At 65.0% G+C, this 20,810-nt stretch carries 23 protein-coding genes; 10 read left to right on the forward strand and 13 right to left on the reverse strand.

Annotated features, from left to right (window positions below):
• The first annotated feature begins 104 nt into the window (after positions 1–104).
• Entirely contained in the window at positions 105–1,298 is a 1,194-nt protein-coding gene (locus A7V84_RS01750) for an alpha-hydroxy acid oxidase (protein ID WP_038854931.1), read from the forward strand.
• On the opposite strand, the gene A7V84_RS01755 is transcribed toward A7V84_RS01750, so the two are convergent.
• From A7V84_RS01755 to A7V84_RS01765, 3 genes are all read right to left on the reverse strand, one after another.
• Positions 1,276–2,082 (reverse strand): MetQ/NlpA family ABC transporter substrate-binding protein, encoded by an 807-nt coding sequence (locus tag A7V84_RS01755; RefSeq protein ID WP_063492617.1) that lies wholly within the window; start codon positions 2,080–2,082, stop codon positions 1,276–1,278. The genes A7V84_RS01750 and A7V84_RS01755 overlap by 23 nt on opposite strands.
• 72 nt (positions 2,083–2,154) lie before the next feature.
• Complete coding sequence (locus tag A7V84_RS01760; protein WP_025516265.1) at positions 2,155–2,718, reverse strand: GNAT family N-acetyltransferase; 564 nt, start codon at positions 2,716–2,718, stop codon at positions 2,155–2,157.
• The gene (locus A7V84_RS01765) at positions 2,715–3,101 is read right to left on the reverse strand and encodes an RNA-binding S4 domain-containing protein (RefSeq protein WP_025516267.1); all 387 of its coding nucleotides are present in this window, start codon (positions 3,099–3,101) and stop codon (positions 2,715–2,717) included. The genes A7V84_RS01760 and A7V84_RS01765 overlap by 4 nt, the downstream gene beginning before the upstream one ends.
• 77 nt (positions 3,102–3,178) lie before the next feature.
• Between A7V84_RS01765 and A7V84_RS01770 the strand changes: the two genes are divergently transcribed.
• From A7V84_RS01770 to cuyB, 4 genes are all read left to right on the forward strand, one after another.
• Positions 3,179–3,562, forward strand: coding sequence for a DUF423 domain-containing protein (locus A7V84_RS01770; RefSeq protein ID WP_025516268.1), 384 nt, complete (start codon positions 3,179–3,181; stop codon positions 3,560–3,562).
• 4 nt (positions 3,563–3,566) lie between these two features.
• Entirely contained in the window at positions 3,567–4,475 is a 909-nt protein-coding gene (locus tag A7V84_RS01775) for a DMT family transporter (protein WP_025516270.1), read from the forward strand.
• Positions 4,476–4,538: 63 nt separating this feature from the next.
• Positions 4,539–5,153 (forward strand): glutathione S-transferase family protein, encoded by a 615-nt coding sequence (locus A7V84_RS01780; RefSeq protein ID WP_063492248.1) that lies wholly within the window; start codon positions 4,539–4,541, stop codon positions 5,151–5,153.
• 230 nt (positions 5,154–5,383) lie between these two features.
• Positions 5,384–6,151 carry a cysteate racemase gene (gene cuyB / locus A7V84_RS01785; RefSeq protein ID WP_033534693.1) on the forward strand — a complete coding sequence of 256 codons (768 nt, stop codon included), beginning with the start codon at positions 5,384–5,386 and terminating at the stop codon, positions 6,149–6,151.
• Positions 6,152–6,187: 36 nt separating this feature from the next.
• On the opposite strand, the gene A7V84_RS01790 is transcribed toward cuyB, so the two are convergent.
• The 7 genes from A7V84_RS01790 to proC form a co-directional block, all read right to left on the reverse strand.
• The gene (locus tag A7V84_RS01790) at positions 6,188–6,889 is read right to left on the reverse strand and encodes an ABC transporter ATP-binding protein (RefSeq protein WP_025516276.1); all 702 of its coding nucleotides are present in this window, start codon (positions 6,887–6,889) and stop codon (positions 6,188–6,190) included.
• 2 nt (positions 6,890–6,891) lie between these two features.
• Positions 6,892–7,659, reverse strand: a complete 768-nt coding sequence (livG, locus tag A7V84_RS01795; protein WP_025516278.1) for a high-affinity branched-chain amino acid ABC transporter ATP-binding protein LivG — start codon at positions 7,657–7,659, stop codon at positions 6,892–6,894.
• Positions 7,656–8,900, reverse strand: coding sequence for a high-affinity branched-chain amino acid ABC transporter permease LivM (locus A7V84_RS01800; RefSeq protein WP_025516279.1), 1,245 nt, complete (start codon positions 8,898–8,900; stop codon positions 7,656–7,658). The genes livG and A7V84_RS01800 overlap by 4 nt, the downstream gene beginning before the upstream one ends.
• Positions 8,900–9,826, reverse strand: coding sequence for a high-affinity branched-chain amino acid ABC transporter permease LivH (gene livH, locus A7V84_RS01805; RefSeq protein WP_025516281.1), 927 nt, complete (start codon positions 9,824–9,826; stop codon positions 8,900–8,902). Before livH ends, A7V84_RS01800 begins: the two co-directional genes overlap by 1 nt.
• A gap of 102 nt (positions 9,827–9,928) precedes the next feature.
• Positions 9,929–11,044 (reverse strand): high-affinity branched-chain amino acid ABC transporter substrate-binding protein, encoded by a 1,116-nt coding sequence (locus A7V84_RS01810; RefSeq protein WP_025516282.1) that lies wholly within the window; start codon positions 11,042–11,044, stop codon positions 9,929–9,931.
• Between the two features lie 288 nt (positions 11,045–11,332).
• Positions 11,333–11,869 (reverse strand): queuosine precursor transporter, encoded by a 537-nt coding sequence (locus A7V84_RS01815; RefSeq protein WP_101604847.1) that lies wholly within the window; start codon positions 11,867–11,869, stop codon positions 11,333–11,335.
• A gap of 14 nt (positions 11,870–11,883) precedes the next feature.
• A complete protein-coding gene (gene proC / locus A7V84_RS01820; protein ID WP_025516285.1) occupies positions 11,884–12,717 on the reverse strand; it encodes a pyrroline-5-carboxylate reductase in 834 nt (277 codons plus the stop codon).
• A 127-nt stretch (positions 12,718–12,844) separates the two neighbouring features.
• Here proC and ugpB point away from each other — a divergent pair, with 127 nt between their 5' ends.
• The 4 genes from ugpB (at position 12,845) to A7V84_RS01840 (ending at position 17,101) form a co-directional block, all read left to right on the forward strand.
• Positions 12,845–14,155 carry a sn-glycerol-3-phosphate ABC transporter substrate-binding protein UgpB gene (gene ugpB / locus A7V84_RS01825; protein WP_063492247.1) on the forward strand — a complete coding sequence of 437 codons (1,311 nt, stop codon included), beginning with the start codon at positions 12,845–12,847 and terminating at the stop codon, positions 14,153–14,155.
• Between the two features lie 75 nt (positions 14,156–14,230).
• Positions 14,231–15,112, forward strand: a complete 882-nt coding sequence (ugpA, locus tag A7V84_RS01830; RefSeq protein WP_025516288.1) for a sn-glycerol-3-phosphate ABC transporter permease UgpA — start codon at positions 14,231–14,233, stop codon at positions 15,110–15,112.
• Positions 15,113–15,128: 16 nt separating this feature from the next.
• Positions 15,129–15,971, forward strand: a complete 843-nt coding sequence (gene ugpE, locus A7V84_RS01835; RefSeq protein WP_063492246.1) for a sn-glycerol-3-phosphate ABC transporter permease UgpE — start codon at positions 15,129–15,131, stop codon at positions 15,969–15,971.
• 41 nt (positions 15,972–16,012) lie between these two features.
• Entirely contained in the window at positions 16,013–17,101 is a 1,089-nt protein-coding gene (locus A7V84_RS01840; RefSeq protein WP_063492245.1) for a sn-glycerol-3-phosphate import ATP-binding protein UgpC, read from the forward strand.
• A gap of 90 nt (positions 17,102–17,191) precedes the next feature.
• On the opposite strand, the gene A7V84_RS01845 is transcribed toward A7V84_RS01840, so the two are convergent.
• Entirely contained in the window at positions 17,192–18,316 is a 1,125-nt protein-coding gene (locus A7V84_RS01845) for a branched-chain amino acid ABC transporter substrate-binding protein (RefSeq protein WP_025516304.1), read from the reverse strand.
• A 208-nt stretch (positions 18,317–18,524) separates the two neighbouring features.
• On the opposite strand from A7V84_RS01845, the gene A7V84_RS01850 reads away from it, so the two are divergent.
• A complete protein-coding gene (locus tag A7V84_RS01850) occupies positions 18,525–19,184 on the forward strand; it encodes an RBBP9/YdeN family alpha/beta hydrolase (RefSeq protein WP_063492244.1) in 660 nt (219 codons plus the stop codon).
• Positions 19,185–19,238: 54 nt separating this feature from the next.
• Here the strand turns inward: A7V84_RS01850 and A7V84_RS01855 are convergent, their stop codons facing one another.
• Both A7V84_RS01855 and A7V84_RS01860 read right to left on the reverse strand, forming a co-directional pair.
• A complete protein-coding gene (locus tag A7V84_RS01855) occupies positions 19,239–19,739 on the reverse strand; it encodes a Dps family protein (RefSeq protein WP_025516308.1) in 501 nt (166 codons plus the stop codon).
• Between the two features lie 92 nt (positions 19,740–19,831).
• Complete coding sequence (locus A7V84_RS01860) at positions 19,832–20,791, reverse strand: LysR substrate-binding domain-containing protein (RefSeq protein ID WP_025516310.1); 960 nt, start codon at positions 20,789–20,791, stop codon at positions 19,832–19,834.
• Positions 20,792–20,810: the final 19 nt, after the last annotated feature.

Consider the following 20,810-nt stretch of genomic DNA (forward strand, 5'->3'; position numbering starts at 1 on the left):
TCCATTAAGCGAACAAACAACTCATTATTTATTCGCTTTCAAGAAAATTCCACGGCAGGTAGATTGCCGGCTTCGACGCTGCGAGGCGTCCAGCCGGAATCGACATGTTCTCTACTTCCCGTGCGCTTGCGCGCCTTCTATCGCTCGATGACTTCGAGGCGGCGGCCCGTCGCCGCCTGCCGCGCCCCATTTTCGGCTACATCGCCGGCGCGGCCGAGGACAACCACTCGCGCGATGACAACCGCAAGGCTTTCGCCGAACTGGGTTTTCTGCCGCGTGTGCTGCGCAATGTGTCCGGCCGCAGCCAGGCGGTCACCCTCTTCGGCCAGCGTTACAGCAGTCCCTTCGGGATCGCGCCCATGGGCATCAGCGCGCTGTCGGCGTATCGGGGCGATATCGTGCTGGCCGAAGCGGCACGCCAGGCCGGGCTGCCGGCGATTCTGAGCGCCACCTCGTTGATCCCGCTCGAGACCGTGGCCCAGGCGGCGCCCGGCACCTGGTTCCAGGCCTATCTGCCCGGCGATCTGGCACGCATCGACGCCCTGCTCGACCGGGTTGCCGCCGCCGGTTACCGCCATCTGGTGCTGACTGTCGACATCCCTGTGTCCGCCAACCGGGAAAACAACGTGCGCACCGGTTTCAGCACGCCGCTCAAACCGGGCCTCAGGCTGGCCTGGGACGGACTCATACGCCCGCGCTGGACCTGCGGAGTCTTTCTACGCACCTTGCTGCGCCATGGCATGCCTCATTTCGAGAACTCGCTGGCCACGCGTGGCGCGCCCATCGTGTCAGCCAATGTAATGCGCGATTTCCATGCCCGTGACCACTTGGACTGGAGCCATGTGGCGCACATCCGGCGGCGCTGGGGCGGTCTGCTCATCATCAAGGGCATTCTGCATCCGGACGATGCGGCGCTCGCCCGCGAACACGGAGCCGATGGCGTGATCGTCTCGAATCATGGCGGCAGGCAGCTCGATGGCGCGACTGCCGCCTTGCGCGCCTTGCCGGGTGTGGCCCGCGAGGCGCGCGGCATGGCCGTCATGATGGACAGCGGCATCCGGCGCGGCACGGACGTGCTCAAGGCGCTGGCTTTGGGTGCAGACTTTGTCTTTGTCGGCCGGCCGTTCAATTATGCTGCGGCGGTTGCCGGCCGCGTGGGCGTGGCGCACGCCATCAAGCTGCTGCATGACGAGATCGACCGCGATATGGCCATGCTGGGGCTGGTTTCGCCGCAAGACATGGACGCCAGCCTCCTGATATCGCCTCGCGACGCGTTCACTCCCAGGGAAAACGGATGAGGTCGCCGTACAGACGGGTCAGGGTCGCCTTGACCTCGGGCGACTGCTGATAGATCTCGATGAACTGCTGCAGGCGCGGATCGGCCGCGCCCTGCGGCGTGGTCACCCAGCGGATGGCGTAGCGGCGCAGCGCCTGGGCATCGGTATTGTCGAAGGCCAGCCCGTCTTTTTCGTCGATGCCGGCATGCTTGGCGAAGGTGGTGTAGGTCACCGAAGCGGTCACATCGTCGAAGGTACGTGCAGCCTGCGACCCTTCGAGCTGCACCAGCTTGATGCCGCGCGGGTTGGCGGTGATGTCCTGCACCGTGGCGCGGTGTTCCACGCCGGGCTTCAGGCTCAGCAACCCCATCCGTTCAAGCAGCAGCAAGGCGCGCCCCGTATTGACCGGGTCATTGGGAATGGCGATGGTCGCCCCCTGTGGGATCGGGTCGCCCTTCTTCAACTTCTTGGAAAACAGCCCGATCGTGGTCGAATAACCGTAGGCCATCGGCGTCAGGGCGGTGCCCCGGCTCTGGTTGAACAGCTGCAGAAACGGCTCATGCTGAAAGAAATTGGCGTCGATCGAACCATCGGCCACCGCAATATTGGGCAGCACCCAGTCGCTGAACTCAACCAGCTCGACCTCCAGGCCCTGGCGCGCCGCCTGCGCGATGGCGATCTCGGTCGCCTCGTTGGCGACACTGGCGATCACGCCGACACGCAAAGGCGCAGCCTGCGCCATCGCACCGGCCAGCAAGGCGCTCAGGGTAAAGGCCAGCCACCCACGGAAAAAAATATGCCTCATGGCGTCATCCAGCATCAAACAGAGGAAAGGAGTTGCTGCGCATTGTGCCCGATCGGCCCGCTGCGACCGGCCTTATCCCCGGCGCTGCCCGGGGTTTAGCCCGGGGTGCGACAGGCGGTACAGCACATGGGGCCGCAGGGGATGGCCCTGCGGCAGGCCCGGATGCTCGAATTCACCCTGGTACTGCATGCCCAGGCGCGTCATCAGCTGGCGCGAGCGCTGATTATCCGGCCGGGTAAAGGCATGGATGCAGCTCAGCCCCAGACGCCCGAAGCCTTCCTGAAGGCAGGCGCGCGCCGCCTCGGCGGCATAGCCCCGACCCCAATAGGGTCGTGCCAGCCGCCAGCTGATCTCCACGGCTGGCGTGAATCCAGCCTCGAACCGCACCGCGGACAGACCGGCGAAGCCGATGAAATCCGCCATCCCGGGCAAGGCGATGACACGACAACCGTACCCCTGCGTCTGCAGGGCCGCGCCCAGCCTGGCGGCCAGGGCGTCGCTGTCGGCGCGTGGCAGGGGCGCGGGAAAGTGCGCCATTACATCCGGGTCGGCATTCATGGCCGCCATGGCGGGCAGGTCGGCATCGCACCACGCCCGCAGACGCAGGCGGGGCGTGAGGATCTCCGGCGCCTTCACGGCTTGTTGCGCCAGGCGTCGATCAGCCGCCGGTCGCGTTTGGTGGGGCGGCCGTCGGCGATCTGCTGCGCCGGCTCCGGGGCCAGGCGACGCATCTCCGCGGCGCGTTCCCGGGCGGCCTGGCTCTGGGGGGTTTCCTCATACAGCAGCCGGGCCTGGGGCGCCGGGCCGCGCACGCTGCTCACGGCGCGCACCAGCACCTCCATGGCGGGGTCTTCCTTGCGAATCCGCACCCGGTCGCCGGGGCCGACCTCGCGGGCCGGCTTGGCCAGTTGGTCGTTGACCAGCACACGGCCACGGCCGATTTCATCGACCGCCAGGCTGCGGGTCTTGTAAAAGCGGGCGGCCCAGAGCCATTTGTCCAATCGGATCTTCTCGGTCACACTACTATCCTTACCAGTTAGCGGCCTATGATAGCCGCAGGGGGCCACCCGCTCCCACCGCATCCCCGAGGATTTCCATGCCTGACCGCCCCTTCGTCATTCTGGCCGCCATCAACATGATTATTGCCGTCGGCGCCGGAGCATTCGGAGCGCACGGGCTCAAACGCGTGCTGGACGCCGACATGCTGGCCGTCTGGCAGACCGCAGTGCTCTACCAGCTGATCCACGCGCTCGGCCTGTTCGCGGTGGCCTGGCTGAGCACGCGCTACGCCTCTGCCCTGGTGCCGGTGGCCGGCTGGCTCATGTTCGCCGGCATCATCCTGTTCAGCGGCAGCCTGTATCTGCTGGCCGGCACCGGCACCCGCATCCTGGGCGCCATCACGCCCATCGGCGGGGTCGCCTTCCTGGTGGCCTGGGCCTTGCTCGCCTGGGCGGCCATCGCACAACCGGCCGGCCGCTGATCCCATGTCTGAGCCGCTTTCCCCTGCGCCTGCCAAAGGCGCAAGTCCGCTGGCGGGCATCGCCTGCGTCATCGCCGGCATTTTCTGCCTGACCGTCAGCGACGCCCAGGCCAAATGGCTGGGCGCCGAGTACTCCGCCATACAAATCCTGTTCCTGCGCGCCTTGCTGGCCACACCGGTCGTGCTGCTGCTGGTGCTGAGCCTGGGCGGGCGACGGGCGCTGCGCACCCGCCATCTGGGCATCCACCTGAGCCGTGGGGTGATCAACATCGTGTCGGCCTGGTGTTTCTACCTGGGCCTGAGCTATCTGCCCCTGGCCGAAAACACCGCCATCGCCTTTGCCGCGCCGCTGTTCGTCACCGCCCTATCGGTGCTGGTGCTAAAAGAGCGCGTGGACGCCCGCCGCTGGCTGGCGGTGGCGGCGGGGTTCGCCGGCGTGCTCATCATCGTGCGTCCCGGTTCGGCAAGTTTCCAGCTGGCGGCGCTGCTACCGCTGGTGACGGCGATGCTGTATGCCGTCATGATGATCACCGCACGCGCCATCAGCGCCGCAGAAAGCATGCTGACCACAATGTTCTATATCGTGGCCGGCCAACTGGTATGCAGTGCCGTGGTGATTCCCTGGTTCTGGCAGACCCCGGCGCTGGCCGACCTGCCCTTGTTTGCCGGCGTGGCGCTGTGCAGCACGCTGGGGCTGACGCTCATCACCCAGGGATTTCGCATCGGCCCGGCCTCCGTGGTGGCCCCCTTCGATTACACCGGGCTGCTGTGGGCCACGCTGCTGGGCTGGCTGATCTGGCGCGAAGCGCCCGATGCCTCGGCCACCCTGGGTGCGCTCTTCATCGCCGGCAGCGGTCTGTACATTGCTTGGCGTGAAACCCGCAGCCGCAAGCGACGCCGTCGCACGGCCTGATCGGCGTACCATACCAACAGCCAGGATACGTCTTAGCCTGACTTTTCCACGGAGGTCATTGCCATGAAACTGTATTACCTGCCCGGCGCCTGCTCGCTGGCCTCGCATATCGTGCTGGAATGGATCGGCCGCCCCTACGAGACCCAGGCCCTGACCCGCGACGCCCTCAAAAGCCCGGAATTCCTCAAGATCAACCCGCTGGGCGCCGTGCCGGCGCTGGTCGATGGCGAGCTGGTGCTGACCCAGAGCGCAGCCATCCTGGAGTACCTGGCCGAAAGCGCGCCACAAGCCGGGCTGATGGGCGATGACACCCCGGCCGCACGGGCCGAAACCCGCCGCTGGCTGGGCCTGATCAACTCAGATCTGCACCGCACCTTTGCCCTGGTTTTCGGCGCGCAACGCTATCTCGATGACCCGGCCGCCCAGGAGGCCCTGCGCGCGGGCGCGGCCCGTCAGTTGCGCTTGATCTTCGGCGTTCTCAATGACCGCCTTGGGGGGCGCAACTACCTTTGCGGCAGCCGTCCCACGATCGCCGATGCCTATCTCTATGTCGTGCTGCGCTGGGCCCACGGAAAGTCCATCGACCTGTCCGGCTACGATCACCTGGACGCCTTCTTCAAGCGTATGGCAGCCGATCCCAAGGTCCAGGCGGCAGTCGCAGCCGAGGGGTTGTCCTGATCCTTCGACGCTCGCCCGGGACCGGGTCGGCCCTCGCAGCCGGCCCCGGGCCGGGCGGCTAGGGTAAACCCTGGATAAATCCTGCAAGCCGCAGTATCATCGACCTATGTCCGGCCAGGAGGCCACCACGCCTCCGATTACGGATTCATTCTCTGGCCGACTGTCTTCCCGATCGCTTGACAGCCGCATGGTGGCGTGCCGCCGGCTCGCCACGCATTACCTGTTTCGTCATGAATTCAACTGCATCTTGTTATCTGGGCGTTCTCGGGGGTATGGGTCCCCTGGCCGGCGCGGCATTCGCGCTACGCCTGGCGGCCCTGACCCCGGCCAGCATTGATCAGCAGCACATCCCCACCCTGCTCCTGAACGATCCGCGCATCCCGGACCGGACCACCGCGCGTCTGTATGGCGGGGCCGATCCGCTGCCGGCCATGCTGCGTGGCGTGCGCATGCTCAATGACGCCGGCGCACGCCTGATCGCCGTGCCGTGCAACACGGCCCACCTGTGGTACGAGCAACTGGCCGCCGCTTCCGAGTGCGAGGTGCTGCACATCATCGAAAGCGTGGCCCAGGACCTGCGCCGCCAGGGCATTGCCCGCGGACGCATCGGCCTGATGGGCACGGCAGCCACCCTCAGCCTGGGCCTGTACCAGCAGACCCTCGAGAAGCACGGCTATACCTGCATTGTGCCCACCGAAGAAGAAATCGATACCCTGTGCATGGCCTCCATCCGGGCGGTCAAGGGCAATGCCGTCGATGAAGCCTTCGAACCGGCCGCGGAATGTGTGCGCCGTCTGGGCATGCGCGGCGCCGATGCCGTGGTGCTGGGTTGCACCGAACTGCCGCTGGCCGTGCCGCACGCCTTGCGCAAGAGCCTGGGGATCGCCCTGACCGATTCGATCGATGCCCTGGCGCTGGCGGCCATCAGCCATTATCAGGCCCACACGGCCGACGCCGACGAAGCCCTCGTGGCGGCCGACGAGACCGTCGCGGCCTGAGCCGCGGCGCCGCCGCCCGGCGGCGCCGTGTGCCCCCTACCCCCCGAGGTAGGCCTTGCGCACCTCATCATTGACCAACAGATTGGCGCCCGTGTCCTGCAGGACCACACGGCCGTTCTCCAGCACATAGCCACGGTCGGCCACCTGCAAGGCCTTGTGGGCGTTCTGCTCCACCAGAAAGACGGTAACGCCCTCATCGCGGATCGTGCGGATGATCTCGAAGATCTGCGCGATGATCAGCGGCGCCAATCCCAGCGTGGGCTCGTCCAGCAGCAACAGGCGCGGGCGCGTCATCAAGGCGCGGCCGATGGCGAGCATCTGCTGTTCGCCGCCGGACATGGTGCCGGCGCGCTGCCCCGCCCGTTCGCGCAGACGCGGAAAGAGCTTGAAGACATGCTCCAGCCCCTCTTCGACCTGCGGCCCCTTGGAGAAAAATCCCCCCATCTGCAGGTTCTCGGTGACGGTCAGGTCTTTAAAGACCCGCCGGCCTTCGGGCGAGATGGCGATCCCGCTGCGCATGATCAGGTGGGTAGGCTCGCGGGTGATGTCGCGGCCCTCGAAGGTGATGCGTCCTTCCCGGGCCCTGGGTTCGCCGCAGACCGTCATCAGCAAGGTGGTTTTACCGGCGCCATTGGCGCCGATCAGGGTCACGATCTCTCCCTGGTTGACCTCGACCGACACCCCATTGAGCGCCTGGATGGCACCGTAGTAGGTATGGATGTTTTCCAGCTTGAGCATGGTTACTCTTCCCCCAGATAGGCCTTGATGACGCGCGGGTCGTTGCGCACCGCTTCGGGGGTGCCGGTGGTAATGGGCTTGCCATGCTCCATGACCAGGATGCGGTCGGAAATGCCCATGATGAGGCTCATATCGTGTTCGATGAGCAGCACTGCGACGCCGAACTCGCGCCGCAGATGGTCGATCAGTTGCTGCAGATCGCGTTTTTCCTGGGGATTCAGGCCGGCGGCCGGCTCATCGAGCATCAGCAGCTTGGGCTTGGTGATCATGCAGCGCGCAATCTCCAGCCGACGCTGGTGCCCATAGGCCAGGTTGCCCGCTTCGCGGTTGGCGAATTCCGTCAGCCCCATGAAATCCAGCCAGTGCGCGGCGCGCTCGAGCGCTTCGGCTTCGGAACGCCGGTAGGACTTGAGTTTGAGCAAGCCGGGCAGCAGACGCGACTCGACCTGCGTATGCTGCGCTACCAGCAGGTTCTCCAGCACCGTCAGCTGCTTGAACAGACGGACGTTCTGGAAGGTGCGCACCAGGCCGTGGTGCGCCACCCGGTGGCTGGGCAACCCCTGGATGGGCTTGCCATCCATGGTGATCTCCCCCGAGGTCGGACGGTAGAAACCGCCCACGCAATTGAACACCGTGGTCTTGCCCGCGCCGTTGGGGCCGATGATGGCGAAGACCTCGTCGCGCTTGACGTCGAACCCCACGCCATCGACGGCCAGCAGACCGCCAAAACGCATCGTGAGGCCAGAGACTTTCAACAAAGTGTCGCTCATTTACGCAGCTCCACGTGAGGACGCTTCATGGGCAACAACCCCTGCGGACGCCACATCATCATCAACACCATCACCAGACCGAAGATCAGCATGCGGTACTCGGCAAACTCGCGCGCCACCTCCGGCAGCACGGTCAGCAGCACGGCCGCGAGAATCACGCCGATCTGAGAACCCATGCCGCCCAGCACCACGATGGCCAGAATCAGGGCCGACTCGATGAAGGTGAAGGACTCCGGGTTGACCATGCCCTGGCGTGCCGCGAAGAACGCGCCACCGAAACCGGCGAACATCGCTCCCAGCGTGAACGCCGAGAGCTTGATGCGCGTCGGGTTCAGGCCCAGCGAACGGCAGGCGATCTCGTCTTCGCGCAGGGCCTCCCAGGCGCGCCCGACCGGCATGCGGATCAGGCGGGTCGATACCCACAGCGTTGCCAGTGCCAGCACCAGTGCCATCATGTAGAGATAGATCACCAGGTCCTGGTTCTGAAAGGTCAGCCCGAAGAACTGGTGAAACGTCTGTGCGCCCTCCTGGCTGGCGCGCCGGGTCAGTTCCAGGCCGAAGAACGTCGGCTTGGGTATGCCGGAAATCCCATCCGGCCCGCCCGTGAACGTGGTCAGGTTGATCAGCAGCAGGCGAATGATCTCGCCGAAGCCCAGCGTCACGATGGCCAGATAGTCGCCACGCAGCCGCAGCACCGGAAAACCCAGCACGAAACCGAACAGCGCGGCCATGGCGCCGGCAAATGGCAAGGCCTCCCAGAAGCTCCAGCCGCCCCAATGAAACAACAGCGCGTAGGTATAGGCGCCCACGGCGTAAAAACCCACAAAGCCCAGATCCAGCAGGCCCGCGAAACCCACCACGATGTTCAGCCCGAGGCCGAGCATGACGTAGATCAGCACCAGGGTGGCGATGTCCACCGAGCTGCGCCCGGCGAAAAAAGGCCAGCCCACCGCCACGGCCAACAGCAGCAGCAGCCAGACCCAGCGACGCCCGCCGCTGGTAATGCTGGACGGCAGCGTCGGCAACTCGACGGCCAGGCGCCTGAAAGGCCGGCTGAGCCAGGGCCGCAACAGCTGGAACACGAACACCACGGCAGCGGCCAGGCCGACCATTTCCCAGCGGGCTTCCATCACGGTGCGCGCGCCCTGGCGCACCAATTGCAGGCCGAAGATCGGCATGACGAGCACCGCCGTCATCACGGCGGCCATCACGGCGTTTTTGAGAGAAGAATTATTGGCCATCAGACTTTCTCAACCTCAGGTTTGCCCAGCAGCCCGGTGGGACGGAACAGCAGGATGAGCACCAGCAGCGTGAAGGCGACGATGTCCTTGTACTGCGATGAGATGTAGGCGGCGGCGAAGGTTTCTGCCAAGCCGAGCAGCACGCCGCCCAGCATCGCGCCGGGGATGCTGCCGATACCGCCCAGCACTGCGGCGGTGAACGCCTTGATGCCTGCCAGAAAGCCGATGAAGGGGTTGAGCTTGCCGATGGTGATGGCGATCAGCACGCCGCCCACCGCTGCCAAGCCGGCCCCCAGCACGAACGTGAAGGAGATGACCCGGTTGGTATCGATGCCCAACAGGTTGGCCATGTGCATATCCTGCGAGCAGGCGCGCGAGGCCCGTCCCATGCGCGAATACTTGATGAAGAGCGTCAGGGCGATCATCAGCGCCACGGTCACAAGAATGATCATCAGGCGCGAATACGGCACCGTGACGTCAAAATCCGAACCCATATTGAACTGGATGGCGCCGGAAACCAGCGAAGGCACGGCCATGTCGCGCGCGCCCTGCCCCAGGGCGACCCAGTTCTGCAGGAAGATCGACATGCCGATGGCCGAGATCAGGGCCACCAGGCGCGGGCTGTTGCGCACCGGGCGATAGGCGACGCGCTCGACGCTGAAGCCGTAGACGCTGGTGACCACAATGGCCACCACCAGCATGGCCGCAATGATGAAAGGCAGGGGTACCCCGCTATTGGTGCCGATGGCGGTCAGGGTCACCAAGCCGACATAGGCGCCAATCATGTAAATCTCGCCGTGCGCGAAGTTGATCATGCCGATGATGCCGTAGACCATCGTGTAGCCGATGGCAATCAACGCATAGATCGCACCCAGTGACAATCCGTTGAAGAATTGCTGGGTCAGTTGGGGTATCAGGTCATGCATAGGGAATGGACTCCAAAAAGCTCCGGCTCCGGTAATGCAACCCGGAGCCGGAAACCTTGGCTCTGCGGGGGAAGCGGCGGATATCCGCCCCCCATGGCTTGTTTACAGCTGGGTCTTCTTGCCGTCTTTGTCCCATTTGAAGACCGCGAACTCGAAGTCCTTCAAATCGCCCTTGGCGTCGAAATCGACCTTGCCGATGGCGGTATCAAAGCCGGTTTTGTGCATGTGGTCGGCGACCTTGTTGGGGTCCTCGCCCACGGCGCCGATACTGTCGGCCAGCACCTGCACGGCAGCATAGGCCGGCATCTGGAAGGCGCCGTCCGGATCGCGCTTGGCATCCTTGAAGGCCTTCACGATGCCTTCGTTGCCCGGCATCTTGGTGAAATCTGCCGGCAACGTCACCAGCAGGCCATCGATGGCCGGGCCGGCGATCGCGACCAGATCCTGGTTGGCGGTGCCTTCGGGGCCCATGAACTGTACATTCAGGCCCTGTTCACGCGCCTGGCGCAGCAACAGCCCGAGCTCGGGATGGTAACCGCCGAAGTAGACAAAATCCACGCCGGCCGACTTGAGCTTGGTGATGATGGCCGAGTAATCGCTATCGCCGACGTTGATGCCTTCGAACATCGCGATATTGACCTTTTCCTTCTCCAGCGCGTCTTTCACCTGCGTGGCCACGCCCGAGCCATAGGTCTGCTTGTCGTGCAGCACGGCGACCTTCTTGGGCTTGACGGTGTTGGCGATATAGCGGGCCGCGAACGGTCCCTGCTGATCATCCCGGCCGATGGTGCGGAAGAAATAATGCGGCTTGCCGGTGTCGGTCACCAGCGGCGAAGTGGCCCCCGGCGTAATGGCGACGATGCCTTCCTGCTCATAGACATTGACGGCGGCCACGGCCACGCCCGAGCAGGCATGCGCGACGGCGAACTTCGCGCCCGCGTTGACCACCCGGTTGGCAGCCGGCACGGCCTGCTTGGGCTCACAGCCATCGTCGATCAGAATGGCCTCGAACTTCTTTCCGTTCACGCCGCCCTTGGCATTGATCGCTTCGATGGCCGTGAGGGCGCCGGCCTGGATCTGGTCTCCATATTGGGTGTTGGGACCGGTCATGGGCTGGGGAATACCGATCTTGATGGTATCGGCAGCTTGCACGGCACCGGCCAGGGCCAGTGCGCCGATCGCGACGGCAAGGGGGGTGAAGCGTTGCGGCAATTTCATGCAGAATTCTCCCGGCAAGATTTATTTGAGCGGATCTGTTGTCGAAGGACAGGCGAACACACGTTCTTCCGCACAGGCCTTGCTTACACATCCCGTTCTCAGTGTCTGAAACACCAAAAACCAGACGTGCCGGGTATTCTGAAAGCATGCCCCAGGAGTGTCACTGCGTGTATTCCCGAATATTTCTCGCCTGATCACGAACCCGGCAATATGCGTGACGTAGGCGCACGTTGAGAGACGTAAGCCTCATGTAAGAAACAAAACGTCCTGCCGTGCGCGTTGCCCGCCTCAGCGCGCCTGCGGCACGTCCGAAGGGCGAGCCAGATTCCACATCAGGGCGCGGAACGGCGCCAGCATGCTGATGTTGACGGCAAGTTTGATGAGCAGGTCGCCAGCCAGCCAGGTGACCCATGGCGTGCCGGTGCCGGCAAAGGCCACGCTGAAGAAGACGGCCGTGTCGACCACGGCGCCGATCACGCCCGAGATCAGCGGTGCGCGCCACCAGGCGCCGTCGCGCAGGCGATCGAAGACCCGGATGTCGATCAGCTGGGCGCAGAGGTAGGCCAGCCCCGAAGCCAGGGCGATGCGCGGCGATGCCACCCAGACCGACACCACCAGCGCCGCGGCAAAACCCACCCATACCACGCGCCGTGCGGCGGCCGGGCCAAAGCGTCGGTTGAGCACGTCGGTGACCAGAAAGGCCACCGGATACGACAGCCCGCCCCAGGTCAGCCAATCATTGAGAGGGATCTGCACCAGGATATTGGAGCCGACCACCACCAGCCCCATGCAGAACACGGCCACCGCAAACTGCGAGCCGCGCATGGCGTCAAACCGTGTCACTGCCCGAACTCCTGGGCCAGTTCACGCGAGCGGCGCGCGGCAGCCTGCATGGCCTGCTCGACGATGCCGCGCAGGTCGGCGCGGCCGAAGACATCCAGGGCGGCCGCCGTCGTGCCACCCTTGGAGGTGACCCGCTCACGCAGCACACCCGGCGCCTCGCTCGATTCGGCCGCCAGGCGGGTGGCTCCGGCCAGCGTGCCGAGTGCCAGGCGGCGCGCCTGATCGGCGCTCAGCCCCACTGCCACGCCGCCGTCGATGAGCGCTTCCAGAAACAGGAACACATAGGCCGGACCGCTGCCCGACAGGGCGGTCACTGCATCGAGGGCGGCATCGTCGGCGACCCAGACCACATCGCCCACCGCCGAGAGCATGGTTTCGGCCAGCTCACGTCCCTGTGCATCCACGCCCGCCAGCGCCGCCATGCCGGTCACGCCCGCGCCCACCAGGGCCGGCGTGTTGGGCATGCAGCGCACCAGGCGTTGCCAGGGACGGTCCGGTTCGCCCAGCCAGGCGGCCAGGGTGTCGGCGCGCAGCCCCGCCGCCACGCTGATCACCAGCGTATCGGGTTGCAGCCACGGGCGCGAGGCCTCGATGACGGGGCGCATCACCTGCGGTTTGACGGCATAGACCCAGACCTTGCAGCGCGACAGCGCCGCATCCGGTGCGGCCGAGGCCGTCATGCCTGCAGCCAGCCAGCTGGCGTGGGCGTCGGTGTTGATATCGACCACATGGATATTGGCGGCCGGGCAGACTTTGCCGGCCAGGCCCTGGGCCAGGGCCGACGCCATGTTGCCGCCGCCGATGAAGGCAATAGAGAGAGCTTTGTCCATGGCGGGATTGTAAACCGGTACGGTTTTCCAGTCGGCACGTCATATCGCCGTCATAAAGCCTTCCTAATGTGTGCCCCTCGGGCGTGGTTCCAATACCACGCCGGCTTACCACGGGAGAACCCAGTTCATGCGCGCTTCACGTCTAGCCCTCGCCAGCCTGCTGGCGCTGACCTTCGCCGGCGCTTCAGCGCAGGCCGCCACTGAAATCCAGTTCTGGCACTCGATGGAGGGGCCGCTGGGAGAGCGGGTCAACGCCCTGGTGGAGGCTTTCAACAAGACCCATCCCGATATCCAGGTGCACGCCGTCTACAAAGGCAGCTATGGGGAGTCCATGAACGCCGGCATCGCCGCCTATCGGGCCGGCAATGCGCCAGACATCCTGCAGGTGTTCGAGGTCGGTACCGCCACCATGATGTACGCCAAGGGCGCCATCAAGCCGGTCCAGGAAATGTCCGAGGAAGTGGGCGACCCGATCGACCCGAAAGCCTTCCTGGGCGCCGTGGCGAGCTACTACTCCTCGCAGCAGGGCAAGCTGGTGTCCATGCCCTTCAACAGTTCGACGGTGGTGTTCTACTACAACAAGGACGCCTTCAAGGCCGCCGGCCTGGATCCTGAACAGCCGCCCAAGACCTGGGAGGAAGTGGCCCAGGCCGCCCGCAAGCTCAAGGCCGCCGGCCAGGAGTGCGGATACACCACCACCTGGCCGTCCTGGGTGCAGCTGGAGACTTTCTCGGCCTGGCACGATGTGCCCTACGCCACCGAGAACAACGGCTTTGGCGGCCTGAATGCCCGGCTGGCCATCGACAGCCCGCTGCATCTGCGCCACCTGGACAATCTGGCCAAGATGGCCAAAGAAGGACTCTTCACCTACGGCGGGCGCGGCGACGCCGCCGGCGCCCTGTTCATCAGCGGCAAATGCGGCATGGCCACCGGCTCCAGCGGCATGCGCGCCAACATTGCCAAGAACGCCAAGTTCGCTTTCGGCACCTCCACCCTGCCCTATTACGCCGGGGTGCCCAACGCACCGCAGAACACCATCATCGGCGGCGCCTCGCTGTGGGTGTTCGCCGACCGCAGCCCCGAGATCTATCGCGGCGTGACCCAGTTCTTCAAGTACCTGGCCAGCCCCGAGGTCGCGGCCGCCTGGCACCAGGAAACCGGCTATGTGCCGATCACCGTGGCCGCCTACGACCTGACCCGCCAGCAGGGTTACTACGAGAAAAACCCCGGCACCGAAGTGGCCGTCAAGCAACTCAATGTACAGACCACCGACCGCTCGCGCGGTCTGCGCCTGGGCTACCTGCCCCAGATCCGCGACATCGAAGACGCCGAAATGGAGCGCATCTTCAATGGCCAGATCAGCGCCCAGGAAGGCCTGAAGACCATCACCGCGCGCGGCAACGAACTGCTCCAGAAGTTCGAGAAGAGCGTCAAGTAAGCCCTGCGGCGCATCTCCGCCATGAGATGCGCCGCCCCTGCCCGCCTGCCGGGCCTGCACCGCTGCCTGCCCCCCATGGAAAAACGCGTCGTCTTCGGCCATCGCACTCTGCCTTATCTGCTGCTGGCTCCTCAGCTGGCCATCACCCTGGTGTTCTTCTTCTGGCCTGCCGGGCAGGCGCTGTGGCAGTCGCTGCGTCTGGAAGACGCCTTTGGCCTGTCATCCGAGTTCGTCGGCCTGGAAAACTTCACCGACCTGTTTGCCCAGGCCGCTTACCGGCAATCCTTCCAGGTCACGGCGCTGTTTTCCTTTCTGGTGGCGGCCATCGGCCTGTCGGTCTCCCTGTTGCTGGCCGTCATGGCGCAACGCGTGCTGCGCGCCTGCGGCGTCTACAAGACCCTGCTCATCTGGCCCTATGCGGTCGCGCCGGCCGTGGTCGGCGTGTTGTGGCTGTTTCTGTTCTCGCCCGCGGTGGGGATTCTTGCGGCCGGCCTGCAGGGCCTGGGCGTGAACTGGAACCCGCGCCTGGATGGCGCCCAGGCCATGGTGCTGGTGTTGATCGCCGCCGTCTGGAAGCAGATCTCCTATAACTTCCTCTTTTTCCTGGCCGGGCTGCAGGCCATTCCGCGCTCGCTCATCGAAGCGGCCGCCATCGACGGCGCCTCCCCGCTGCGGCGCTTCTGGACCATCGTCTTTCCGCTGCTCTCGCCCACCACCTTCTTCCTGCTGGTGGTCAATGTGATCTATGCCTTTTTCGACACCTTTGCCGTGATCGACACCACCACGCAGGGCGGCCCCGGGCATGCCACCGACATCCTTGTCTACAAGGTCTACAGCGACGCCTTCCGCGGGCTGGACCTGGGGGCTTCGGCGGCCCAGTCGGTAGTGCTGATGCTGATCGTAATCGCACTGACTGTCGTGCAGTTCCGCTACATCGACCGCAAGGTCCATTACTGATCATTGGACGCCCATCATGGTAGAACGCCGTCCCTGGCTCGACATCCTGGCCCACGCGGTGCTGCTTTGCGGCGTCGTGCTGGTCGCTTTCCCGGTTTATGTGGCCTTTGTGGCCTCGACCCAGACTGCCCAGGAGGTCGCCGCCGCGCCGATGTCGCTCGTGCCTGGCAGCCATCTGCTGGAGAACTATGCCCGTGCGCTGGGCAATGGCGCAGGGGGCAGCGCGCCGGTCGGGCGGATGATGTTCGTCAGCCTGGTCATGGCCCTGCTGATTGCCATAGGCAAGATCGTTATTTCGCTGCTGTCGGCCTTCGCGGTGGTGTATTTCCGCTTTCCCGGGCGGATGCTGTGCTTCTGGCTGATCTTTCTCACCCTGATGTTGCCCGTCGAAGTGCGCATCGCCCCGACCTACAAGGTGGTGGCCGACCTGGGTCTGCTCAACAGCTATGCCGGACTGACCCTGCCATTGATCGCTTCGGCGACAGCTACGTTCCTATTCCGCCAGTTTTTCCTCAGCGTGCCCGATGAGCTGGCCGAAGCGGCCCGGATGGATGGCGCGGGCCCGCTGCGATTCTTCTTCGATATTCTGCTGCCGCTGGCGCGCACCAGTATCGCGGCCCTCTTCGTGATCCAGTTCATCTATGGCTGGAATCAATACCTCTGGCCCCTGCTCATCACGACCAAGGAAGACATGTACCCCGTGGTGATCGGCATCAAACGCATGATCAGCGGCGGCGACAGCGTCACCGAATGGAACCTCACCATGGCAACCGCCATGCTGGCGATGCTGCCGCCGGCGCTGGTCGTCATCCTGATGCAGAAGTGGTTCGTGCGCGGTCTGGTCGACAGCGAAAAGTAACCGCCGCCCCTGCCTTTCCCCTTCCCGACCGCTCCTCTCTCATGGCAACCCTGTCCCTACGTAAACTGCAGAAATCCTATCCCGGCGGCGCGCCCATTCTTCATGGCATCGATCTGGACCTTGAAGACGGTGAGTTCATCGTGATCGTCGGGCCATCCGGTTGCGGCAAGTCCACTCTGTTGCGCCTGGTCGCGGGCCTGGAACAACCCAGCGGCGGAGATATCCTCATTGACGGCCAATCCGTGAACCTGCGCGAGCCGGCCGAGCGTGACATCGCCATGGTGTTCCAGAACTACGCCCTCTACCCCCACATGTCGGTCTACGACAACATGGCCTATGGGTTGAGGATACGCGGCCTGACGCGTGCCGAGATCGCCCAGCGGGTCAAGGAAGCGGCCGCCATACTGGAGTTGGAGGCCCTGCTGGAGCGCCGTCCCCGCCAACTCTCCGGCGGGCAGCGCCAACGCGTGGCCATGGGGCGCGCCATCGTGCGCGAACCCAAGGTATTCCTGTTTGACGAGCCGCTCTCCAACCTGGACGCCAAGCTGCGCGTGACCATGCGCCTGGAGATCCTGAAACTCCAGCGGCGTCTGAACACCACCAGCCTCTATGTCACCCACGATCAGGTCGAAGCCATGACGCTCGCCCATCGCATGGTGGTCATGAACCAGGGGCACGCAGAACAGATCGGTACGCCGGCAGAAGTCTTCGAACGGCCCGCCTCGACCTTCGTGGCAGCCTTCATCGGCTCGCCCCCCATGAATCTGATCCCCGTCGATATCGCCGCAGACGGCACGGTCCGCCATGCCGAAGGCGCCCGCCTCGGGCTGTCCTCCCAGGCGGTGCCGGCGGCCCTGCGCGCACGCCGCCTCATCCTCGGCATGCGCCCCGAACACATGGTGCTCGGCGCTCCCGGCATTGGCGGCGAGATCGAGATGATCGAAACCCTCGGATCGGAGCAACTTCTGCACCTACGCCACGGCGCCACCCGCCTGGTACTGCGCTGCGCCACGCGCGACCCAGGCCAAACCGCCATGCAGGTCGGACAGCAAGTGGAAATCGGCCCCGACGCCCGCCATCCCCTGCACTGGTTCGACGCCGACACTGGCCGACGGGTGCCGGATTTCTAGCGCGCCACGACAGCTTTGTGCAAAAAAAAGCCCCGGATGCCGCGAAGCATCCGGGGCGGCAGGCGCCATGGACTGGCACCTAAACGCGGCTTACTGGAAGCGCGTCTTGCTGCCGTCCTTGTGCCAGGTAAAGACTTCGAACTCGAAGTCGTTCAGGTCGCCCTGCTTGTTCCAGGAGGTCTTGCCGATCGGGGTCTGGAAGGTGTTGGAGTGCAGGTACTTGGCCACCTTCTCCGGATCGGTGCTGCCGGCGCCCTTGATGCCGTCGGCAATGGCTTGCGTAGCAGCGTAGGACGTCATCTGGAAAGCGCCATTGGGATTGCGCTTCTTGTCCTGGAAGGCCTTGACGATGGCAGCGTTGTCCGGGTTCTGGGTGAAATCGGCCGGCAGCGTCACCAGCATGCCCTCGACCGCATCGCCGGCGATGGCATTGATGTCCGGGTTGCCCGCGCCCTCCGGGCCCATGAAGCGGGCCTTGACGCCCTGCTCGGCGGCCTGACGCATCAGCAGGCCCATTTCGGGGTGATAACCACCGTAGTAGACGAAGTCCACGCCGTTGCTCTTGAGCTTGGTGATCACCGCCGAGAAGTCGCTGTCACCGGCATTGATCCCCTCGAACACCGCCACCTTGACGCCGCCCTTCTCGAGGTCGTTCTTGACCGCCGTGGCAATGCCCTGGCCATACGACTGCTTATCATGCAGCACCGCCACATTGCCGGGCTTGATCTTGTCGAGGATGAACTTGGCCGCGGCCGGGCCTTGCTGGTCGTCGCGCCCGATGGTGCGGAAGATGAACTCGTAATCCTTGCCTTCGGTGACGGCCGGCGCGGTGGCCGAGGGCGTGATCATGATCACGCCTTCGTTGTTATAGATGTCGGTGGCGGCGATGGTGGCGCCCGAGCACACGTGGCCAACCACGAAGCCGATCTTCTCGTTGACAACGCGGTTGGCGGCTACCGGCCCCTGCTTGGGCTCGCAGCCATCGTCGATCACCACGGCCTCCAGCTTGGCGCCGTTGACGCCGCCCGAGGCATTGATCACCTCGATCGCGGTGTCGACCCCTTCGCGCACCATGTCCCCGTACTGCGTCACCGGCCCCGTGGTCGGGCCGACCACGCCGATCTTGATGGTTTGCGCCTGCGCGCCGCCAAAAGCCAGCCCCATCGCGAGGCCGCAAGCGGCCAGCACGGGGGTCAAACGGAAATGCGTTTTCATGGGGGCTCTCTCCTTCTGTTGCTTATCTTCGTTGATCTTGGGCAAGCGCCGCAGCGGCTGCCTTTGCAGCCCAAGCATACACCGAAGGCCCTGCTCGCCGAGAGCCGGGTATGCCCTGGGAGCGGGCGGTCCGTTAATAACTCCAGCGGCATATACAAGGACAAAGATAGTCGTTGGAGTCAGCAGGCGTGGCGGGCAACATGGCCGCATGAGACTGCAAACTATCCTTGTCCCCGGCTGGAAGAACTCCGGCCCCCGGCATTGGCAGACCCTCTGGGCCGAGCGCCTGCCCAACGTCCGCCGCCTGCAGCAGCACGACTGGCAGAACCCTTCGCGCGCCGCCTGGATCCAGAGTCTGGCCCAGGCTGTCGACGAGGCGCCCTGGCCTGTGCTGCTGATCGCCCACAGCCTGGGCTGCCTGGTCAGCGCCGGCCTGCCCGTTGCCTTGCACGCTCGCGTAGCCGCCGCCCTGTTGGTGGCCCCGCCCGATGTCGAGCAACCCGACACCCCGGTCTGTCTGCGGGACTTCGCGCCCGCGCCCCGCCGGCCGTTGCCCTTTCAGAGCGTGGTGGTCGCCAGCGACAATGACCCCTACTGCAGCCTGCCCCGGGCCGAGCGGTTCGCGCGCGATTGGAGCAGCCGCCTGGTAATCCTGCCCGCGGCAGGCCACATCAACGCCGACAGCGGCCTGGGTGAATGGCCTCAGGGCCTGAAGTTGTTGGCCGCGCTACGCCGGCGTGCCGTCTGGCGTGTAACGGCGCCGCCTCCGAGACGACCCCAAGCGCCGAAACCGGCCGGCGACCCGGCTGGCCGCCATGCGTGCACCGTCACCAACGCCAGGCTCAGGGGCGGGCTTCCCCTGCCCTGAAATGAAAACGCCCCGCCGGGCAAGCGCGCGGCGGGGCGGACTCAGGCTAACGGTTTACTGCAACAGGCTGCGCAGCATCCAGGCATTCTTTTCATGGACGTCCAGCCGCTGGGTGAGCAGGTCGGCGGTAGGCTGGTCGTTGGCGGCATCGGCCTTTTCGAAGGCGGCGCGGGCGGTCTGGGCCACGGCTTCGTTACCCTTGACCAGCATGCGCACCATTTCCAGGGCCTCGGGGATGTCGCTCGGTTCTTCGATCGAAGTCAGTTTGCCATACTCGCGGTAGGTGCCCGGCGCATAGTGGCCCAGGGCGCGGATACGTTCGGCGATGGCGTCAAGCGCGCCCCACTCTTCCGTGTACTGCGTCATGAACATGTTGTGCAGCGTATTGAAAAGCGGCCCGGTGACGTTCCAATGGAAATTGTGCGTCATCAGGTAGAGCGAATACGAGTCAGCCAGCAGTTTGGCCAGCTCACCCGCAACAGCGGCGCGATCCTTGTCGGAAATCCCGATATTGATACGCGGCGCGCTGGCGCTGCCTTTGGAAGTCTTTGCCATACCGTGCTCCTTAACCTGGTTGAGGATCAGTCAAGAATACCACCGCGCTCGTGACACGGCGACAGCCGCCGCATGACACGACCGGCGCGTTGTCAGTTCACATCGGCCTGGGTCGCCAGCGCTTCGCCATCGAGCATGGTCACTCCGGGCAAGCCACAAGCATAGACGGCCTGCGCCAGCGCCTCGACCGCAGCCAGGCGCGGAAAGCTGCGCCGCCAGGCAAGCACCACGCGACGTACCGGCGGTTCGCCCTTGAAGGGCACGTAGCTCAGCAGACTCTTGGCGGCAGGATGCTCGGGCACGGCCGTCACCGGCAGCACCGTCACGCCGATGCCGGCGGCGACCATATGGCGGATGGTCTCCAGGGAGGAGCCCTCGAAGGTGCGCTGAATACCGTCGCTGGTGGCGGCAAAGCGCGACAGCTCCGGACAGACTTCCAGCACCTGGTCGCGAAAACAGTGGCCGCTGCCCAATAGCAGCATGGTCTGCTGTTTCAGATCCTGCGCATCGATGGCCTGGCGCCTGGCCCACTCGTGCTCGTGGGGCACGGCCACCACGAACGGTTCGTCATACAGGGGTTGGGTCACCAGCCCGGCCTCGGGCAGCGGCAAGGCCATGATGGCGCAGTCGATCTCGCCCTGACGCAACAGTTCCACCAGCCTCAGGGTGAAATTCTCCTGCAGCAGCAGAGGCATTTGCGGCGTGCGGGCGATCTGCTCGGGCACCAGCCGCGGCAGCAGATAAGGCCCGATGGTATGGATGACGCCGACGCGCAGCGGCCCGGCCAGAGGATCATGCCCCTGGCGGGCGATCTCCTTGATGCTGGCGCTTTCCTCGAGCACTTTCTGAGCCTGCGCCACGATGCGCTGCCCGATGGGCGTGACACCGACCTCGGAGCCGCCCCGCTCGAAGAGCGTGACGCCCAGTTCGTCCTCCAGCTTGCGTATCGCTACCGACAAGGTCGGCTGGCTGACGAAACAGGCCTCGGCCGCACGCCCGAAGTGGCGTTCGCGTGCGACCGCCACGATGTATTTCAATTCGGTCAGGGTCATTGCTTCGGCTCCTGGAAAG

This window comes from Bordetella trematum (assembly GCF_900078335.1).
Lineage (GTDB): Bacteria > Pseudomonadota > Gammaproteobacteria > Burkholderiales > Burkholderiaceae_B > Bordetella > Bordetella trematum.

Excerpts from the sequence above, each read along its gene's own strand:
- A7V84_RS01750 (WP_038854931.1), top strand. The coding sequence starts at position 105 with ATGTTCTCTACTTCCCGTGCGCTTGCGCGCCTTCTATCGCTCGATGAC.
- A7V84_RS01755 (WP_063492617.1), bottom strand. The coding sequence starts at position 2,082 with ATGAGGCATATTTTTTTCCGTGGGTGGCTGGCCTTTACCCTGAGCGCC.
- A7V84_RS01770 (WP_025516268.1), top strand. The coding sequence starts at position 3,179 with ATGCCTGACCGCCCCTTCGTCATTCTGGCCGCCATCAACATGATTATT.
- A7V84_RS01775 (WP_025516270.1), top strand. The coding sequence starts at position 3,567 with ATGTCTGAGCCGCTTTCCCCTGCGCCTGCCAAAGGCGCAAGTCCGCTG.
- A7V84_RS01780 (WP_063492248.1), top strand. The coding sequence starts at position 4,539 with ATGAAACTGTATTACCTGCCCGGCGCCTGCTCGCTGGCCTCGCATATC.
- cuyB (WP_033534693.1), top strand. The coding sequence starts at position 5,384 with ATGAATTCAACTGCATCTTGTTATCTGGGCGTTCTCGGGGGTATGGGT.
- A7V84_RS01790 (WP_025516276.1), bottom strand. The coding sequence starts at position 6,889 with ATGCTCAAGCTGGAAAACATCCATACCTACTACGGTGCCATCCAGGCG.
- livG (WP_025516278.1), bottom strand. The coding sequence starts at position 7,659 with ATGAGCGACACTTTGTTGAAAGTCTCTGGCCTCACGATGCGTTTTGGC.
- A7V84_RS01800 (WP_025516279.1), bottom strand. The coding sequence starts at position 8,900 with ATGGCCAATAATTCTTCTCTCAAAAACGCCGTGATGGCCGCCGTGATG.
- livH (WP_025516281.1), bottom strand. The coding sequence starts at position 9,826 with ATGCATGACCTGATACCCCAACTGACCCAGCAATTCTTCAACGGATTG.
- A7V84_RS01810 (WP_025516282.1), bottom strand. The coding sequence starts at position 11,044 with ATGAAATTGCCGCAACGCTTCACCCCCCTTGCCGTCGCGATCGGCGCA.
- A7V84_RS01815 (WP_101604847.1), bottom strand. The coding sequence starts at position 11,869 with ATGCGCGGCTCGCAGTTTGCGGTGGCCGTGTTCTGCATGGGGCTGGTG.
- proC (WP_025516285.1), bottom strand. The coding sequence starts at position 12,717 with ATGGACAAAGCTCTCTCTATTGCCTTCATCGGCGGCGGCAACATGGCG.
- ugpB (WP_063492247.1), top strand. The coding sequence starts at position 12,845 with ATGCGCGCTTCACGTCTAGCCCTCGCCAGCCTGCTGGCGCTGACCTTC.
- ugpA (WP_025516288.1), top strand. The coding sequence starts at position 14,231 with ATGGAAAAACGCGTCGTCTTCGGCCATCGCACTCTGCCTTATCTGCTG.
- ugpE (WP_063492246.1), top strand. The coding sequence starts at position 15,129 with ATGGTAGAACGCCGTCCCTGGCTCGACATCCTGGCCCACGCGGTGCTG.
- A7V84_RS01840 (WP_063492245.1), top strand. The coding sequence starts at position 16,013 with ATGGCAACCCTGTCCCTACGTAAACTGCAGAAATCCTATCCCGGCGGC.
- A7V84_RS01845 (WP_025516304.1), bottom strand. The coding sequence starts at position 18,316 with ATGAAAACGCATTTCCGTTTGACCCCCGTGCTGGCCGCTTGCGGCCTC.
- A7V84_RS01850 (WP_063492244.1), top strand. The coding sequence starts at position 18,525 with ATGAGACTGCAAACTATCCTTGTCCCCGGCTGGAAGAACTCCGGCCCC.
- A7V84_RS01855 (WP_025516308.1), bottom strand. The coding sequence starts at position 19,739 with ATGGCAAAGACTTCCAAAGGCAGCGCCAGCGCGCCGCGTATCAATATC.
- A7V84_RS01860 (WP_025516310.1), bottom strand. The coding sequence starts at position 20,791 with ATGACCCTGACCGAATTGAAATACATCGTGGCGGTCGCACGCGAACGC.